Origin of the sequence: Planctobacterium marinum (assembly GCF_020687805.1) — a bacterium.
Classification (GTDB): domain Bacteria; phylum Pseudomonadota; class Gammaproteobacteria; order Enterobacterales; family Alteromonadaceae; genus Planctobacterium; species Planctobacterium marinum.
Map to the genome: position 1 here is coordinate 941,224 of NZ_JAJEWQ010000001.1, position 16,224 is coordinate 957,447.

At 45.4% G+C, this 16,224-nt stretch carries 18 protein-coding genes; 11 read left to right on the forward strand and 7 right to left on the reverse strand.

Annotated elements, in window-relative coordinates; genetic code table 11:
- The first annotated feature begins 203 nt into the window (after nucleotides 1-203).
- Both ppsR and LJ740_RS04290 read left to right on the forward strand, forming a co-directional pair.
- The gene (ppsR, locus tag LJ740_RS04285; protein ID WP_229527805.1) at nucleotides 204-1,016 is read left to right on the forward strand and encodes a posphoenolpyruvate synthetase regulatory kinase/phosphorylase PpsR; all 813 of its coding nucleotides are present in this window, start codon (nucleotides 204-206) and stop codon (nucleotides 1,014-1,016) included.
- A gap of 63 nt (nucleotides 1,017-1,079) precedes the next feature.
- Nucleotides 1,080-1,766: a DUF2461 domain-containing protein gene (locus tag LJ740_RS04290; protein WP_229527806.1), complete on the forward strand. Its 687-nt coding sequence runs from the start codon at nucleotides 1,080-1,082 to the stop codon at nucleotides 1,764-1,766.
- A 100-nt stretch (nucleotides 1,767-1,866) separates the two neighbouring features.
- Here the strand turns inward: LJ740_RS04290 and LJ740_RS04295 are convergent, their stop codons facing one another.
- From LJ740_RS04295 to hppD, 3 genes are read right to left on the reverse strand one after another with little or no spacing between them, the layout of a single operon-like run.
- Nucleotides 1,867-2,874 (reverse strand): fumarylacetoacetate hydrolase family protein, encoded by a 1,008-nt coding sequence (locus LJ740_RS04295; RefSeq protein ID WP_229527807.1) that lies wholly within the window; start codon nucleotides 2,872-2,874, stop codon nucleotides 1,867-1,869.
- On the reverse strand, nucleotides 2,874-3,428 hold the full coding sequence (locus LJ740_RS04300) for a VOC family protein (protein ID WP_229527808.1): 555 nt from the start codon (nucleotides 3,426-3,428) through the stop codon (nucleotides 2,874-2,876). The genes LJ740_RS04295 and LJ740_RS04300 overlap by 1 nt, the downstream gene beginning before the upstream one ends.
- Nucleotides 3,428-4,516, reverse strand: a complete 1,089-nt coding sequence (gene hppD / locus LJ740_RS04305) for a 4-hydroxyphenylpyruvate dioxygenase (protein ID WP_229527809.1) — start codon at nucleotides 4,514-4,516, stop codon at nucleotides 3,428-3,430. The genes LJ740_RS04300 and hppD overlap by 1 nt, the downstream gene beginning before the upstream one ends.
- A 155-nt stretch (nucleotides 4,517-4,671) precedes the next feature.
- Between hppD and LJ740_RS04310 the strand changes: the two genes are divergently transcribed.
- The 6 genes from LJ740_RS04310 (at nucleotide 4,672) to LJ740_RS04335 (ending at nucleotide 10,199) form a co-directional block, all read left to right on the forward strand.
- Nucleotides 4,672-5,127, forward strand: coding sequence for a MarR family winged helix-turn-helix transcriptional regulator (locus LJ740_RS04310; protein ID WP_229527810.1), 456 nt, complete (start codon nucleotides 4,672-4,674; stop codon nucleotides 5,125-5,127).
- 227 nt (nucleotides 5,128-5,354) lie between these two features.
- Nucleotides 5,355-6,980, forward strand: a complete 1,626-nt coding sequence (locus LJ740_RS04315; protein ID WP_229527811.1) for a response regulator — start codon at nucleotides 5,355-5,357, stop codon at nucleotides 6,978-6,980.
- A 112-nt stretch (nucleotides 6,981-7,092) separates the two neighbouring features.
- Nucleotides 7,093-8,907 carry an ABCB family ABC transporter ATP-binding protein/permease gene (locus LJ740_RS04320; protein ID WP_229527812.1) on the forward strand — a complete coding sequence of 605 codons (1,815 nt, stop codon included), beginning with the start codon at nucleotides 7,093-7,095 and terminating at the stop codon, nucleotides 8,905-8,907.
- Nucleotides 8,900-9,130: a DUF3820 family protein gene (locus LJ740_RS04325; protein ID WP_229527813.1), complete on the forward strand. Its 231-nt coding sequence runs from the start codon at nucleotides 8,900-8,902 to the stop codon at nucleotides 9,128-9,130. The genes LJ740_RS04320 and LJ740_RS04325 overlap by 8 nt, the downstream gene beginning before the upstream one ends.
- 78 nt (nucleotides 9,131-9,208) lie before the next feature.
- Nucleotides 9,209-9,703 (forward strand): hypothetical protein, encoded by a 495-nt coding sequence (locus tag LJ740_RS04330; protein WP_229527814.1) that lies wholly within the window; start codon nucleotides 9,209-9,211, stop codon nucleotides 9,701-9,703.
- 94 nt (nucleotides 9,704-9,797) lie between these two features.
- Complete coding sequence (locus LJ740_RS04335; protein WP_229527815.1) at nucleotides 9,798-10,199, forward strand: hypothetical protein; 402 nt, start codon at nucleotides 9,798-9,800, stop codon at nucleotides 10,197-10,199.
- Between the two features lie 62 nt (nucleotides 10,200-10,261).
- Here the strand turns inward: LJ740_RS04335 and LJ740_RS04340 are convergent, their stop codons facing one another.
- Nucleotides 10,262-10,891: a sulfotransferase family 2 domain-containing protein gene (locus LJ740_RS04340; protein WP_229527816.1), complete on the reverse strand. Its 630-nt coding sequence runs from the start codon at nucleotides 10,889-10,891 to the stop codon at nucleotides 10,262-10,264.
- Between the two features lie 38 nt (nucleotides 10,892-10,929).
- Nucleotides 10,930-11,559, reverse strand: a complete 630-nt coding sequence (locus LJ740_RS04345) for a TetR/AcrR family transcriptional regulator (RefSeq protein ID WP_229527817.1) — start codon at nucleotides 11,557-11,559, stop codon at nucleotides 10,930-10,932.
- A 199-nt stretch (nucleotides 11,560-11,758) separates the two neighbouring features.
- Between LJ740_RS04345 and LJ740_RS04350 the strand changes: the two genes are divergently transcribed.
- The 3 genes from LJ740_RS04350 to LJ740_RS04360 all read left to right on the forward strand — a co-directional run bounded on the left by LJ740_RS04350 (nucleotide 11,759) and on the right by LJ740_RS04360 (nucleotide 15,316).
- Nucleotides 11,759-13,792, forward strand: a complete 2,034-nt coding sequence (locus tag LJ740_RS04350) for an NADPH-dependent 2,4-dienoyl-CoA reductase (protein ID WP_229527818.1) — start codon at nucleotides 11,759-11,761, stop codon at nucleotides 13,790-13,792.
- An 80-nt stretch (nucleotides 13,793-13,872) separates the two neighbouring features.
- A complete protein-coding gene (locus tag LJ740_RS04355) occupies nucleotides 13,873-14,940 on the forward strand; it encodes an EAL domain-containing protein (protein WP_229527819.1) in 1,068 nt (355 codons plus the stop codon).
- A 160-nt stretch (nucleotides 14,941-15,100) separates the two neighbouring features.
- Nucleotides 15,101-15,316, forward strand: a complete 216-nt coding sequence (locus LJ740_RS04360; RefSeq protein ID WP_229527820.1) for a hypothetical protein — start codon at nucleotides 15,101-15,103, stop codon at nucleotides 15,314-15,316.
- Nucleotides 15,317-15,387: 71 nt separating this feature from the next.
- Here the strand turns inward: LJ740_RS04360 and LJ740_RS04365 are convergent, their stop codons facing one another.
- Together LJ740_RS04365 and LJ740_RS04370 are read right to left on the reverse strand one after the other, a co-directional pair.
- Nucleotides 15,388-15,570 (reverse strand): hypothetical protein, encoded by a 183-nt coding sequence (locus LJ740_RS04365; protein WP_229527821.1) that lies wholly within the window; start codon nucleotides 15,568-15,570, stop codon nucleotides 15,388-15,390.
- Between the two features lie 97 nt (nucleotides 15,571-15,667).
- The gene (locus tag LJ740_RS04370) at nucleotides 15,668-16,207 is read right to left on the reverse strand and encodes a thioredoxin family protein (protein WP_229527822.1); all 540 of its coding nucleotides are present in this window, start codon (nucleotides 16,205-16,207) and stop codon (nucleotides 15,668-15,670) included.
- Between the last annotated feature and the right edge of the window lie 17 nt (nucleotides 16,208-16,224).

A 16,224-nucleotide genomic window follows, 5' to 3' on the forward strand; every position in this document is an offset into this window, starting at 1 on the left:
AAAAAACTAGACCAATATTTGAATTAATTCGAGCTTGGGGTTAGCTTGCCATTGGAAAAAAGCATTGCGCCTTAAGTGCTGAAAATTGACTCGCTTCATGTGACCGCTGCCCTTATGGGACGGGCATTGTAGAGGTTTAGTTATAAAAAAGAAAATCTTATTTTATTTCGTAATAATATTACTACATTTTGGAATTTTGCCCTATGCGTACAGCGTTTTATATATCTGACGGAACTGCCATCACTTCAGAGGTTTTTGGCCATGCACTGCTGTCTTTATTCCCGATCCAGTTCGATCACGTGACAGTCCCATTCGTTGAAACCGAAGAAGAAGCCAATAAAACTGTTCGTAAAATTTCTGAAAGTTTCCAACGAACCGGAGAGCGGCCGCTGGTTTTTTACACCATAGTGAACAAAGAAGTGCGGGAAATCATCTCCAGATCGGAGGGGATCCACTATAACTTTTTGGACCAATATATAGCACCACTGGAAAAAACCCTGGGCGTACCCTCTAAGCCGGAAAAACACCGCACCCACAGCATCCACGAAAAAACCTATGATATTCGAATCGACGCAGTAAACTTTGCCTTGGCGAATGATGACGGTACCAACCTCAAAGAATACGGCAAAGCCGATATTATTTTAGTGGGTGTATCTCGATCCGGTAAAACCCCCACCAGTTTGTACCTGGCACTACAATACGGTATCAAAGCCGCCAACTACCCCTTTACCGAAGACGATATGGGCGATATTTTAAAATTACCACCGGCCCTTCGTCCTTACAAAAATAAACTGTTCGGCCTCACTATTTCCGCTGAGCGATTGCATCAAATTCGCTCGGAGCGCAAAGCCAATAGTCGATATGCCTCAAAACAGCAATGCCGCATGGAAATCAGAGAAGTTGAAAACATGTACCGCAAAGAAAAAATTCCCTTTCTGAACAGTACGCATTTTTCGATTGAGGAAATTTCTGCAAAAATATTGGCAATCACCGGTCTGTCTCGTCACAAATACTAGAGCGTGTTAACCTCTGCTATACGAGATTTGTTCTATATATGAGCGCTTTAATAAGGTTCCGCGATGAAATTTGGGCAATTTGACGAGTCTGTTTTTCAGTATCTGAAAAAGCTAAAAGACAACAATAATAAAGACTGGTTTAACGACCATAAACAGGAATATGAAGACCTGGTCAGAACGCCAGCCCTGAATTTTATTACGGCTATGGAAAGCTGGATCAAACTCATCTCACCACACTATGAGGCTATCCCCAAAAAGATGGGCGGCTCACTTATGCGGGTTTATCGCGATGTGCGTTTTTCCAAAGATAAATCACCCTATAAAACCAATGTCGGCATCCAGTTTCGCCACGAAATTGGTAAGGACGTGCATGCACCGGGTTTTTATCTGCATATCGAACCCGGTCAGGTGTTTTTAGCAGCTGGCGCCTGGGCTCCCGCTTCTGATGCATTAAAAGCCATCAGAGATTTGATCGTAGCCAAACCAGGCCCTTATCAGGATGCCATTAGCCATAAACCCATGCTGCAGCATTTTGAATTGCAGGGAAGTAAACTCACAAGACCGCCCAAAGGCTATGACAAGGAGTTGCCACTGATTGAAGAAATCAAACGCAAAGACTTTATTGCCGTGGCAGAGTTACCGGAAGCCTTTATTCTGGAACCGGCATTGCCCGAACGGGTTGCAAAACTATTTGGTACCACTCAGCCTTTTATGCGGTTTTTGTGTGAAGCCTTAAAACTGAGGTTTTGATTGCTGAGGGTTTGACTACTAAAATGAAAAAAAGCCCAATCAGAGTTGATTGGACTTTTGATTTGTCTCATTCCAGTGGCATTTACGCCACTTAATAAACTTATTGTTGTTCTACTTTTTGGTTTACCTGGCCAAAAATAGACTTGCCGTCTTTGTCGAACATTTCGATTTGAATAGTGTCACCAAACTGCATAAATGGCGTAGTTGGCTTACCGTCTTCAATCGTTTCAATCATGCGAATTTCAGCAATACAGCTGTACCCAACACCACCGTCTTTTACTGGCTTTCCTGGGCCACCGTCCAGCTTATTGGAGACAGTTCCAGAGCCGATAACCGAACCGGCGCATAGAGGACGAGTCTTGGCCGCGTGAGCCACCAACTGACCAAAGTGGAAGGTCATATCGATGCCCGCTTCAGGCTTACCAAACATCTCGCCATTGTAGTGAGAAACCAACGGTAGGTGCACTTTACCATCTTGCCAGGCATCGCCTAACTGATCCGGCGTAACACACACTGGTGCGAATGCACTGGAAGGCTTAGACTGGAAAAAACCAAAACCTTTAGCCAACTCATTGGGGATCAGGCCGCGCAGTGACACATCATTCACGATCATAATCAATTTGATGTGCTTCAATGCATCTTCAGCTGTAACGCCCATTGGTACATCATCAGTAATAACGGCAACTTCCGCTTCAAAGTCGATACCAAATCCATCAGCCTGAGGCATGATGATGTTGTCATTCGGCGCTAAAAAAGAATCAGAGCCGCCCTGATACATCAGCGGATCAGTCCAGAAACTTTCCGGCATTACCGCATTACGCGCTTTGCGCACCAACTCAACGTGGTTTACATAAGCACTGCCGTCAGCCCACTGATAGGCACGAGGTAATGGCGAATGACATTGCTTTTGGTTGAACTCTTCACCAGCAATTTCACCATTTTCCAGTTGTAAATACAAAGACTGTAGTTTTGGCTCTACATTTGCCCAGTCGTCCAGTGCTGCCTGCATGGTTGGCGCGATTTCTGCGGCACTTACCATTTTGGTTAAAGAGGCGTTTACGACAACTAACTGACCATCACGGCCGTGCTTTAAACTTGCTAATTTCATCAGGCATTATCTCCCTGTTTTGCTTTGAAGCCTTCACCATTGTGCAGCCAGTCGGCATGCTTAGGGGCTTTCTTAGTTTGAGACCATTCTTCTATCATGTCCGGGGCGACGCGTTTTAACTCCGCCAACATAGCCGGCTCAGAAGTATTGCAGGCCAGTTCAATTCGATGACCATTTGGATCGAAGAAATAAATAGACTGGAACAAAGTGTGATCCGTCGGACCTAACACGTCCAGTCCGGCCTTTTCCAGGCGAGCTTTAGCTGCCAACAAGGTGTCCATGTCTTCCACTTCAAAGGCAATATGCTGTACCCAGGCTGGAGTGTTTTGATCACGTCCCATTTCCGGCGAATTAGGAATTTCAAAAAACGCCAAAACGTTACCCATACCGGCATCCAGAAACACGTGCATGTAGGGGTCCGGCGCACCTGTAGAAGGCACATTGTCTTCGGCAATGGCTAACTGAAAATCCATATCCAGGTGTTTTTGATAAAACTCTACTGTCTCTTTCGCATCTTTACAGCGATAAGCGACATGGTGGATACGCTTTAGCATTATTCTGCTGCCTCAGTTTTGGTTTTAATCACACCGCGATTGACCTGGTCACGTTCGATAGATTCGAACAAGGCTTTAAAGTTACCTTCTCCAAACCCTTCGTCTTGTTTACGTTGAATAAATTCAAAAAATACCGGCCCCAGTACCGTTTCAGAGAAAATCTGTAACAACAAGCGAGGCTGTCCACCTTCAGTGGTGCCGTCCATCAAAATACCACGCTGCTGCAGCTCTGGTACATTTTCGCCATGACCTGGTAAACGCTCTTCCAGCATTTCATAATAAGTTGCCGGTGGCGCTGTCATGAACTTGGTGCCCTGCTTTTTCAAACGGTCCCAACAAGCGTAGAGATCATCACAGGCAAACGCAATGTGCTGAATACCTTCACCATTGTATTTCATCAGATATTCTTCGATCTGACCGCCACCGCCAGCTTCTTCGTTCAGAGGAATACGGATTTTACCGTCAGGAGCCGTCATAGCTTTGGAAGTCAGGCCCGTGTACTCACCTTTGATGTCGAAGTAACGAATTTCACGGAAGTTAAATAACTTCTCATAGAAGTCTGCCCAATATTGCATACGACCGCGGTATACGTTGTGAGTCAGGTGATCCAGTGTATGGAAACCACAACCTTCAGGTTTGCGGTCAACGCCTTCCAACCATTCAAAATCGATGTCATAAATGGTTGAACCTTCTTCGTAACGGTCGATCAGGTATAAAGTGGCACCACCAATACCTTTAATTGCAGGTAAGCGTAGCTCCATTGGACCTGTGTACACTTCTACCGGCTGAGCACCTTTTTCCAGAGCCAATTTATAGGCTTTTTGTGCATTCTTAACGCGAAATGCCATACCGCAAGCTGACGGACCGTGCTCTTCGGCATAGTAGAAAGCATGGCTCTTGGGCTCATAGTTAGTGATGAAGTTGATATCACCCTGACGCCACAATTCCACTTGCTTCGACTTGTGAACGGCTACTTTGGTAAAACCCATTGATTCGAATACGGGCTCCAGAATTCCGCGCTTAGGCGCCGTAAATTCAACAAATTCAAAACCATCCAACCCCATTGGGTTCTCAAACAAATCCGCCATTTCACTTCTCCACGTTAATATTATTCGAAGTTAATGTTCCTGTAGTGTAGACCAACAGCAACCAACTTAGTTGTAATTGCAACCAATTTAGTTGTAGGTACAACTATTGTCAAGGTAGACTCAGTTATCCTTGTATTGTTGACGAGTAAAACTGTATGGCTAAATTGCCAGATTCCTCAATACTAAAGCTGGAGCGTTATCTGCCCTATCGGCTCTCTATCTTGTCTAACAAGATCAGTAGTCTGGTGGCGCAGACCTACAAAGATAAGTTCGCCCTCTCTATTACCGAGTGGCGTATTATGGCGGTTTTGGGGGAATACCCGGGTATTTCAGCGGACGAGATTTCGGCCAAAACCCAAATCGAAAAATCCATTTTGAGTCGGGCTATCGCCAAATTGCTGAAGCGCAATTTGATTGAACGCAGTGTAGCTGCTGATGACAAGCGCCGCTCTGAAATTGTACTTTCTGATACCGGAGCAGCGGTTTATAAGGAGATTGTGCCTCTGTCTTACCAGCACGAGAACGACATTTTGCAATGCTTGACGGAAGAGGAACAAAGGCTGTTTAGCGATTTACTGGACAGGTTATACCATCACGCCGAGCGTTTATAATCAGGAGCAAGATTCAACGGTGCCAGGTTTAGGTACTTTTGCCCTGACCTGAGTTGCTTTTACCCGTTTGACCGTTTTTCATTCACCGGAATCGGCGATCTTACTGTAGTTTAGGGATATAGCCCTAATTTCCACAGTGCACTACTTGTTTTTCACGAAATTCATGATAAAACCCATATAGTCGATAAAAAGATGCACCTCCTCAATGACTTGGATTCAATAACATCATGGTAGATAAGGCCCTGGCGGCAAAATCAAAGGTACTCGTCATCGATGACCAGGAACTGGCCATCGGCTACATTAAGTATCCGCTGGAAAAGTTAGGCTTTCATGACATTACTATCGCCGACCGGGTGCAAACCGCTATGGATTTGATCAATACCCGGGTTTACGACCTGATTATGTGCGCTTATGAGTTCCGCAAGGAAAAAGACGGTTATTTTTTATTCGACGAGCTGAAGCGGCGCAATATGCTGTCAATGTTAACCACCTTTGTATTTGTCAGTGCCGATACCAGTAAAGAACTGATCCACAGTATTTTGGAATTACAACCAGACGACTTTCTGGCTAAGCCCTTCACCATAAAAGACCTGGACCGACGCCTTACGCGTGCCCTCTCCCGCAAGCGGGCGATGCGTAAAATTTACCGCTACATGCACGATAAAAAATTCAACAGTGCCTTAGAATCTGTTAACGAGTTTTTGGCTGATTCGGCACATGCTGATTATTTCCCAACCGCGCTGAAGGCCAAAGGTGAAATACTGCTTGGCATGAACAACGCACAGCAGGCGGTGGACTTTTATCAGGCAATAGTCGACATTCAGCCCCACTCCTGGGCGCAAATGGGTCTGGTAAAAGCCTTGCTGCAGGCAGACAAGGTAGAAGATGCCGAAAAACTGATATTGCGATTAGCAGTAAAACCAGATACTCAGTTGCTGGCCTATGATTTATTAACCGAACTGCAAATTTACCAAAAGGATTTTGATACTGCTCTGGAAAGCTCAGTGGTGGCTTCAGAAGTGTCTCCGAGAAACCTGAACAGGCATCAAAAAACAGTGGAGCTGTCACGGCTCACTAACGATCATAAAACCCTGTTCGAAACCACGAAAAAGATCGTACGCTACGCCAAAAACTCAGTGCATGACAAACCCAACATTTATCTGGATGTGGCCAGAGCCGGAATTGATTACGCCATGACCACTGAGGACGAGCAAACAGTTAACCTTACCAAAGAAGCAAACGATTACCTGACACACTTTTCAGAAATTGCCCAGGGTGGTGAAGTTCAAACCCAAATGGATGTTTGTAACGCCCGTATATTACAACTGCAAAACGACACCAAAGGCGCAACCGAACTACTGAAACAAATTCATTCCGACAACTGGCAGTCGCACAGCGAAAGCGATCTGCTGGACCGTGCAAAAGCACTACACTCGGTGGGCATGCACAAAGAAAGCGCCGAAATTATCGCCTTTCTGGCGGATAAGGCCGTTGAAAAGGACGGTGAAAACTCGGTTCATGCTCAGTATCTGCAACAAGAAAAACGCCTGAAGCACGATATTCTGCTTACCCCGAAAGAACTGAACAACAAAGCTGTGGAATACTATCAGCGTGGCGACACCGAGAATGCCATGGATGTCTTTGGCAAAGCCTTTATACTGATGCCAAAAAATACTTCCATTGCACTCAACCTGTTGCAAACACTCGGCATGAAAGCACAATCCAGCAACCTGGCCAAAAGCGACAAGGAAATACTAAAGCAGTGTATTTACACCATTGAAAATGGCGAGCTAACCGGTGAACAGAAAGAACGCTACCTCAAGGTAAAATCTTATTTATCGGATATGAGTTAGTGCTTTTACCTGTAAATTAACTGGAAAAGCGGTCTGCATAAACTTGAACAACCAATCCTTGCCCACATAAACTAAAATCTACCCTTTTCTGCCCTTAATCCGGAACTCTCAAATGCGCAGTAACCGTTTCCCTGTTGATGAAAACACCGATTTAAATTGGCGCGTCCTGTTGGATTTATGGCCTTATTTAACTGAATTTAAATCGCGGGTGATACTGGCATTGTTGTGTCTGATTGCCGCCAAGCTGGCCAATATTGGTTTGCCTTTTGTGTTGAAACACACAGTTGATGGTCTGAATACCGATGATACCACTACCCAACTTCTTGCTGTGACCTTATCGCTGGTGGTGGCTTATGGGGTGTTGCGATTATCAACAGTTTTATTTGGTGAAATTCGGGATGTTTTGTTTGGACGTGTCACAGAGCGAGCAATGCGCCGGGTGGGACTCAAAGTTTTTCGTCATTTGCACGCCCTGGACCTGGATTTCCACATCAACCGACAAACCGGTGGATTGTCCCGCGATATTGAGCGCGGCACGTCAGGCATTGGTTTTTTAATGCGTTTTATGGTGTTTAACATTGTGCCTACCCTGTTTGAAATTATGGCTGTGGTAGGGGTGCTATTTGTTCAATATGGTGTTGAGTTTGCCGCCATTATTCTGGGTTCGGTGGTGGCTTATGTCAGCTTTTCCATGAAAGCCACTGACTGGCGTACTCGCTTTGTCAAAGAAATGAATCATGCAGACTCATCTACCAATAGCCGTGCCATAGACAGCCTGCTGAATTACGAAACAGTGAAATATTTTAACAACGAACAATACGAAACCAGGCGCTATGACAAAGACCTTGCTGACTGGGAAGTCGCCAGGCGAAAAAACCGACTATCCCTGTTTGCCCTGAATGGCGGACAGGCATTTATCATCGCTGCGGCCATGACAGGCATGATGGCGATGGCCGCCTATAACGTTGCGCACGGTACTATGACCATAGGTGATTTTGTGCTGATCAACGCGATTACCATGCAGATATTTATGCCGCTGAATTTTCTGGGGTTTGTTTACCGGGAGATACGAGGCTCACTGGCAAACATCGAAAACATGTTCAACCTGTTAAAAAAGCAACCTCAGGTGGAAGACAAGCCGAATGCACCAGCCATCAGTATACAAAGCGGCCAAATTAGTTTTGAACAGGTTAATTTTCACTATCATCCCGACCGGCCCATTTTAAAAAATATCAGCTTTATGATTGAACCCGGTCAAAAAGTGGCGATTGTAGGTCCCAGCGGTTCCGGCAAATCAACATTGATTAAACTGCTGTTCCGCTTTTATGACGTCACGTCAGGACAGATTAATATCGACGGGATAGACATCTCAGCAGTCACCCAGGATTCATTGCGACAACTGATCGGGATCGTGCCGCAAGACACAGTATTGTTTAACGACAGTATTCTGGAAAACGTTCGCTATGGCCGTACCGATGCTTCAGACGAAGAAGTACGCCATGCCTTGCAATTGGCCCACCTTACTCAATTCATTGACAACCTGCCCAAAGGTTGGGACACCAAAGTGGGTGAGCGCGGACTGAAACTATCCGGCGGTGAAAAACAACGGGTTGCCATTGCCAGAACCATACTCAAAAAACCGCCAATATTGTTGTTTGACGAAGCCACCTCCTCCCTTGACAGCCAGTCAGAGCGAGCAATTTTATCCGCGTTTAACCAAATTGCCCGTGGGCACACCAGTATTGTGATCGCCCACCGACTATCCACGATCGTGGATGCCGACAAGATACTGGTACTGAAAAACGGTGAGCTGAAAGAATCCGGCAAACACGCTGAACTAATCGCCCAGCAGGGCGAATATTATGCACTTTGGCAGGCGCAACAAAAAAGTCATACCGACACAAATACAAGGAACAACGATGTTTAGCGATGTAAATCAACAGGAACTGCTGGAAACCATCAACACCATCATGCCCTTTGGTAAATACGCCGGACGGCCTTTGCTGAAATTACCTGAACCTTACCTGGTGTGGTTTAACGACAAAGGCTTTCCTGATGGAAAACTGGGCAAACAGTTGGCACTGATGTACGAAATCAAACTCAATGGCCTGGAAGGCATGTTAATGCCTTTACTTCGGGAACAAAATTAGCCGATATATTTGTTAGATTGGATTTCTGTGCTTAAATAGTAAAGCGTCTTATTCATTTTAAACGGCAGTAAATGAAGTATGTTAAGGATCCGACTGTTATTGATTTTTACCCTGAGTATTTGCCACCCGGCTTATGCTGAGTTTAGCTATGAAGGTCAGGGGCTGTTGCGTTTCCCAACCGGCACGGAAGTCATCTTTAATTTTGGATTCGCCTTTCAACAATCCGGATACAACAATGTATTTACCGCCGGAGAGCAGCAAATGGAGGTCACACAACGCCCGGAAAAATACTCTATCTGGCTAAGCATGAACCAAAACCACGAGGTGTACGTACAAGAGTTCGCGACTTCGTATTTCCGGGAGTTTGAATGGACGTTGGGTGAGCACAAAATTGCTTTACAGAAGAAGGTCCTTTCTCCTAAACGGTCGATTGGCGACTATGTACTAACCATAGATAACATCAGCTACTTTTTTAAGGGTAAGCAGGGGTCTGTTGATATCCTTTTTGATGATGAAGGTATTGCCAGCATCGAAGCCAACGGATTTGTCAAAGATTTGGGATTAAGCGAATAGCCAGTGAGCCACTCGTAACAAAACAGAAAGTAAGCTGGACAATCCATTAAACAACTGTATATTTAACCAGTATCATCAATTTTTGTTATTGACCATGTTTGCAGCATCAAGAAATCATAAGAAGACCGACAAGCCCTACTCTGTGCGTAAATCAGGCCTGAAAGAGAAGTTCGTAGATCGACAAATTCTGGCTATTCACAAAGTCATGGTGGAAAAACTCATCAGCCATCCTGAATTGCGTAAGCAAGTTGTTCAAACCATTGAGGAACGTTATCAGCAAGGGCGATTAAGGCATGGTGCCTATCTTACCTGGATATGTTTAATGGATAATATTGAGGATCACGACCGGTTTCGGGCAGGTGCGCTGGAAGATACTCCGAGAATGAATAAGCTGCGTCGACAAACCCCGTTTGTTGGCATACTCACCGAAACTGAACGGCAACAAGCTATTGAGGATGACGCTTGCGGTAATACCAGTATCGAGACGGTGTTTTAATGAACTGCGAATGTATATCAATCAGAAGATTGAGATGGCATGACCTCACCAGCAAAAATGCACTATTGAAAATCCTCAAACCTATACCCAAAATTAACAATATCGTCCTTAAACACCTCTGTTACTAACTCCTTGCCAAAATCGGAATAGTACTCGCTGTAATGTAAGTGATTAGAGTCGTTTACTATGGTAGAAAATGGTTGAATAACACCAATTTTGAGTAAGAACTTTTTGCTGTCTTGCGCATAGTTTTCAAAGCGACCAATATCGTTGACCAATAAATTACCTTCTTCATCTGTAAGCTGAAGCCATTGACTAAAACTCAACCAATCGCCACGAAAACTTTCAACCTTTTGAAGAGAGGCCTTTTCAAGAAACTCATCAAACCCTTTCCAGTGAGGCGAATCAGGATATAATTCCAGATGCTTACTATTCTTGTTGTAGTTGACTTTATTTAGGGCCGTTAAGGCGTGCCAGGAAACCAGCCTTTCCCAAGGATTACGTACGATGGCAAATTTGTACAAATGATCGAAGTCTGCACCAATGATCTTTTGCACTTCTTTCATGGATGAATGCTGTAAAAAAACACGCTCTGCGTCCGGAACATGCTCGCTAATATGCTTAAATAGTGAGGAACCACCGGTTCTTGGGACGTGGCAAAAAAGAAAATTATGTTGTTGTGATAAGTACATGCCTGTATTTTTTCTCTGCAAAAAATGGAGCTTTTTCTCTATTTCGTCTGATAGTCATGTTTAATAAAACTGTTTACCAGGCAATCACACATTTCATCCAGATGAGACACATCCGCATATACACCATCGATCAGTAATCTGGCCAGGCCATGCATGGTGGCCCAACTCACCTGCGCCAATCTGAGGCTGTCCTCCTGAGCGTTCAGTATTCCTTTTTGCTGCCACTGACGTACCAGTTCAACATGAGCCTGAAAACAGGGATAAGCCACTGACTTCAAATCCGGTGTAGCATTATCAGACTTCCAGATAGTGCGACCAAACATCAATTCGTAAATTTCCGGGTTTTCAGAGGCATAGTAAAGATACACCTTCACCATCGCGCGATATTTTTCTGCATCGTTCAATTCCGTGCAGTCAAGAATGGCATTCAGACGTGACTGCCAGCGCTTAAAGCCTTCCTGAGCGATACCACACAACAATGCACTCTTGTCCTTAAAATGATGATATGGCGCCGTGCGAGACACCCCAACCCGATCGGCCAGTTTGCGCAAACTCAAGCCCTCTATACCGCCATCCACCAGCATTTCAGTGGCGGCTAACAATAGCGTATTTCTCAGATCACCATGGTGGTATTGCTTTTTATCCTGCACTGACACTGCGCTTGTCATGCCAATATTTCTCGCTTGTAGTTTTCACTGGTTACCGACAGAAAGCTATTAAACCACAGTATCAACAAAATTCACATCTTGACAGTGTCAACATCAAGGTTTATTTTGAATGCATCTTGACACCGTCAAGTTAAAAGTTAATTGGAACTTATTGAGCTTAAAACCCCTGACATTGATAGCAACATGCGGAGCAGACCCTATGCACTCACAACCTAACGCCCACTACCCTCATTTATTTCAACCATTAGATTTAGGTTTTACCCAGTTGAAGAACCGCGTGCTTATGGGATCAATGCACACTGGTCTGGAAGAGGTGCCTGGTGGCTACAAACGCATGGCTAAGTATTTCGCAGCAAGAGCCAAAGGCGGTGTTGGTTTGATTGTGACTGGCGGAATCGGGCCTAATGCCGAAGGCTCTACTCATCCCGTTTGCAAATTACTGGATAACGACGCAGCCGTCACTGAACACAAATATATTACCGACGCAGTACATGCAGAAGGTGGCAAAATTTGTATGCAAATCCTGCACACTGGCCGCTATGCATTTAACGACAAGCTGGTAGGTGCCTCTCCTATCCGTGCCCCCATAAACAAATTCACGCCTAAGGAACTGGATGCCACAGGCATTGAAAAACAAATTCAGGATTTTATTTTTGCTGCCACTCAGGCCCAAAAAGCCGGCTACGATGGCGTTGAAATCATGGGGTCAGAAGGCTACTTCTTAAATCAATTTATTGCCGCACGTACTAATCAGCGGAATGACGACTGGGGGGGTGACTATCAAAACCGCATTAAATTACCGTTGGATGTAGTGCGCAGAGTGCGCGAAGCGGTCGGCGAACAATTTATCATTATTTACCGCCTGTCGATGCTGGATCTGGTAGAAGGTGGTTCCACCTTTGATGAAGTGGTACAACTGGGATTAGCCATAGAACAGGCCGGGGCTACCATTATCAATACAGGTATTGGCTGGCATGAGGCCAGAATACCCACTATCGTCACAAAAGTACCACGAGCCGCTTTCACCTGGGTGACCGCCAAATACAAAGAAAAACTGAACATTCCGGTGATCACTTCAAACCGCATTAACACGCCGGAAGTGGCTGAACAGGTTTTAGCCAAAGGGGACGCCGACATGGTCTCCATGGCCCGCCCTTTCCTGGCAGACCCTGATTTTGTTATCAAAGCCGAACAAGGCAAATCCGAAGAAATTAATACCTGTATCGGTTGTAATCAGGCCTGCCTTGATCATGTATTCGAAGGAAAAATTGCCAGTTGCCTGGTAAACCCACGGGCCTGTCATGAAACCGAAATTTCTCTGGATAAAACCCAGACTCCCAAAAACATTGCCGTAGTGGGCGCCGGACCAGCAGGTTTGGCTGCAGCGACTTCAGCTGCACAACGAGGCCACAACGTGACCCTGTTTGATTCCTCCGGCGAAATTGGCGGGCAATTTAATATGGCTAAAAAGATCCCCGGAAAAGAAGAGTTTTACGAGACATTGCGTTACTTTTCCGTGCAACTCAAAAAACAGCGAGTCGATGTCCGGCTTAACACCCGGGTTTCGTCAGAAATGCTCAATAACAGCGACTTTGACGAAGTGATTATCGCTACAGGTATCTCCCCAAGAACTCCCAATATCGAGGGTATTGAGCACCAAAAAGTAGTGAGTTACATCGATGTGCTGACAGGAAAAGTAATACCCGGTAGAAAAGTGGCAGTCATTGGTGCCGGTGGCATCGGTTTTGATGTCAGTGAGTATCTGACCCATTCAGGCGAGCCCAGCAGTCAGAACATTGCAGGCTTTATGCAGGAATGGGGGGTAGATATGGCGATGCAAGCCAGGGGCGGAATAGAGGGCGTACGGCCACGCCTATCTGAATCTCCCAGAGAAGTGTATTTACTGCAACGAAAAAGCAGCAAAGTGGGCGCAAATCTGGGTAAAACCAGTGGCTGGGTGCACAAGGCGGGTTTACTGAAAAAAGGCGTACAAATGTTAGCAGATTGCCAGTATCACAACATTGATGACCAGGGGCTACATCTGACTATTGCCGGGGAAACAATAGTCCTGGATGTAGATCATATTGTCATTTGTGCCGGTCAGGAGCCATTGCGTGAACTGACTGAGAGTTTGACCAAACCGTATCATTTAATCGGCGGTGCCGACGTGGCGTCAGAGCTGGATGCCAAACGCGCCATTAATCAGGGTACGCGCCTGGCAAGTACTCTGTAAATAAACCGGCAATAAACCTTTGCCTCATTTTTTGCGTACTAAGGCCACAAAGTTCAACTTCCCTGACAGCGGAGAGCGATATGTGGTGTGCAGATTGTGAGGCAATCAACCGATATTTTTTTGAAGAAACCCGATTTTTCCTGTTCTCACCAACGACTGAAACTCAGTCAAAACTGGAGAAACTATTCAGCTCACTGGATTTTGAACAGGAGATCCTGGACACCCATTGCTTAACCGTTGTGTGCCACTCGAGTCGAATTGAGATGTTGTTGCTGGGAATTTATGGCGAATTACAAGGGCCGGAAAAAGCAAACACGAAAATCACCTCAACCTCAGGAACCCGGCAGCTTAATCTGGAAGCCGTGGGCAGACTGCTAAGTGCAGACACCTTTATCAATCGCTATAAGAGCCTGTGGATTGTAGATGCTGTTGAGCAACACCGATACGAAAGTTGGTTTCAGCCAATTATTTACAGTGCCGATGCAACTAAAGCCGCTCCCCGCATCTTCGCTCACGAGGCCCTGTTTCGGCTCAGAGATCAGGACGACACCATCATTCCACCCGGATATGTTTTCTCTGTGGCTGATAAATCGGATCTTTTGTTCTCGCTCGACCTGACGGCCAGACGCTCTGCAATAGAACACGCCGCTTCTGCCCGGCTTAAAAGCAAGGTGTTTGTCAATTTCAATCCATCCAGCATATACGACCCATCCTATTGTTTACGCTCCACGGCAGCAGCCATTTCTCAGGCGGGACTGGAGGCCAGTGATGTGGTTTTTGAGGTAACCGAAACCCACAAAGTAAACAATCTGGCGCACTTAAAAGGCGTTCTGAATTTTTATCGCAATGCCGGATTTAAAGTGGCCTTAGATGACGTGGGTGCTGGTTGGTCAGGGTTAAATTTACTGCATGATTTAATGCCAGACTTTGCCAAAATAGACATGGCTTTAATACGCGATATTGATTCACAACCGTCTAAACAAAAAATCGTAAAACATCTCATCGCCAGTGCCAAAGAAAATGGTATACAGATAATCGCGGAAGGCATTGAAACAGCGGCAGAAGCGGAATGTCTGGTGGCACTTCAGGCTGATTATTTACAAGGGTTTCTGTTTGGCAGACCCGCGTTTAAAGCACCGACAAAATGAGTAGTAATTACCTTTGTCATACAACTTTCATCGGGGATTCGCCGTTTTGTAAAGAGCACCGGGCAAAATGGCGGCGTTTTCAAGGTATGCATTGTTCCATGTGCTTTGAATCCACGTTTGCAATACCTCGTCGCTATCCATTTAAGTTGTAGGGTTTTTCATGATAGAAGTTAATTTCAACGAAAGAGAGTTGGTCAACAGGCGAAATGATGCATTGAGGCGCTCCATCAAGCACATAGGCAATCCGCAATTTGAAGCCGAGTTCAGGGCAGCATCACAGGCATTAAGCAGTATGGCTTTTCAAAAACGACAAAATATTGAAAGCAATATGATTAGCCCGCAATTGCACACATTTACCAATAACTCACCAGTTTAAGTCTCAAGGTCATAAGCTCAGGGTGTCAAAGATCTTGAAATCACATCAAGAACTCTGACACCATGAAATTATTAATGCAGGAAGCGACATTCATTGGGTTGGTCAAAATCAGCGATCAGGTCATGGCTGATTTTTTTAGCTTCGTCTACCATCACTGTCATGGCATCCATGATATCCAGGAACTGCACCAGTTGTTTCTCGGACAAGGTTTCTGACAAGGCTTCGATATTGATAATAAGTTGTCTGGTTGACATGACTGACTCCTGATTTCGTCAACAATTTGGCAAATGGCAACTTTGCCGCACAAGTGTTAAGACTTAATCAAGCTTCGTGCCAACCAAACCTTTGGCGCTAATATTCCTGGTTACCAAGCATACTGGCGAGGTCCTGAGCCAATGTTGTTCTGGGCCGTTCAACTATACGCCCCAGTTCTTTATCCCCCTCTAACAGAACGATAGTGGGCGTGTATTTGAGTCGGTTTGCTTTGGCTTTTCCCGAAGGTTCTTGCTTTGTTCTGTCAACAGCCAACAGGGTGAGCTTCTGCAACTCAACACCACTGCTATCGAGCAATTTAAGGAGCCTTGGTATCTCCCGCTGACTATCATGGCACCAGTTGCCAAACATCACTAACAGTTCCTTACCCGTCAATTTTTTGATGTGTTCAATATCTGCCGGTGAAGGCTGGTAATCCTGATACCCGGATTTAAATTCAGGGTAACTGGCTAAAATCTGTTGGGGTGTCAGGTAACCTACCGAATCAGCAATAGCGGAATCTTTCTTGCCTGACGCATTAAAAGCGATTAACACTGCCAGCATCAGCACAGCGCCTTGCCACAAGCTTTTCATAGTTTGATTGTCCTGGTTATCACATTCATTTTCGGGCAACAGCATAATTGTGCCTGGTTGGA

Excerpts from the sequence above, each read along its gene's own strand:
- LJ740_RS04310 (WP_229527810.1), top strand. The coding sequence starts at position 4,672 with ATGGCTAAATTGCCAGATTCCTCAATACTAAAGCTGGAGCGTTATCTG.
- LJ740_RS04345 (WP_229527817.1), bottom strand. The coding sequence starts at position 11,559 with ATGACAAGCGCAGTGTCAGTGCAGGATAAAAAGCAATACCACCATGGT.
- LJ740_RS04360 (WP_229527820.1), top strand. The coding sequence starts at position 15,101 with ATGATAGAAGTTAATTTCAACGAAAGAGAGTTGGTCAACAGGCGAAAT.
- LJ740_RS04340 (WP_229527816.1), bottom strand. The coding sequence starts at position 10,891 with ATGTACTTATCACAACAACATAATTTTCTTTTTTGCCACGTCCCAAGA.
- LJ740_RS04365 (WP_229527821.1), bottom strand. The coding sequence starts at position 15,570 with ATGTCAACCAGACAACTTATTATCAATATCGAAGCCTTGTCAGAAACC.
- LJ740_RS04295 (WP_229527807.1), bottom strand. The coding sequence starts at position 2,874 with ATGAAATTAGCAAGTTTAAAGCACGGCCGTGATGGTCAGTTAGTTGTC.
- LJ740_RS04315 (WP_229527811.1), top strand. The coding sequence starts at position 5,355 with ATGGTAGATAAGGCCCTGGCGGCAAAATCAAAGGTACTCGTCATCGAT.
- LJ740_RS04350 (WP_229527818.1), top strand. The coding sequence starts at position 11,759 with ATGCACTCACAACCTAACGCCCACTACCCTCATTTATTTCAACCATTA.
- LJ740_RS04325 (WP_229527813.1), top strand. The coding sequence starts at position 8,900 with ATGTTTAGCGATGTAAATCAACAGGAACTGCTGGAAACCATCAACACC.
- LJ740_RS04370 (WP_229527822.1), bottom strand. The coding sequence starts at position 16,207 with ATGCTGTTGCCCGAAAATGAATGTGATAACCAGGACAATCAAACTATG.
- LJ740_RS04320 (WP_229527812.1), top strand. The coding sequence starts at position 7,093 with ATGCGCAGTAACCGTTTCCCTGTTGATGAAAACACCGATTTAAATTGG.
- hppD (WP_229527809.1), bottom strand. The coding sequence starts at position 4,516 with ATGGCGGATTTGTTTGAGAACCCAATGGGGTTGGATGGTTTTGAATTT.
- LJ740_RS04355 (WP_229527819.1), top strand. The coding sequence starts at position 13,873 with ATGTGGTGTGCAGATTGTGAGGCAATCAACCGATATTTTTTTGAAGAA.
- LJ740_RS04330 (WP_229527814.1), top strand. The coding sequence starts at position 9,209 with ATGTTAAGGATCCGACTGTTATTGATTTTTACCCTGAGTATTTGCCAC.
- ppsR (WP_229527805.1), top strand. The coding sequence starts at position 204 with ATGCGTACAGCGTTTTATATATCTGACGGAACTGCCATCACTTCAGAG.
- LJ740_RS04290 (WP_229527806.1), top strand. The coding sequence starts at position 1,080 with ATGAAATTTGGGCAATTTGACGAGTCTGTTTTTCAGTATCTGAAAAAG.
- LJ740_RS04300 (WP_229527808.1), bottom strand. The coding sequence starts at position 3,428 with ATGCTAAAGCGTATCCACCATGTCGCTTATCGCTGTAAAGATGCGAAA.
- LJ740_RS04335 (WP_229527815.1), top strand. The coding sequence starts at position 9,798 with ATGTTTGCAGCATCAAGAAATCATAAGAAGACCGACAAGCCCTACTCT.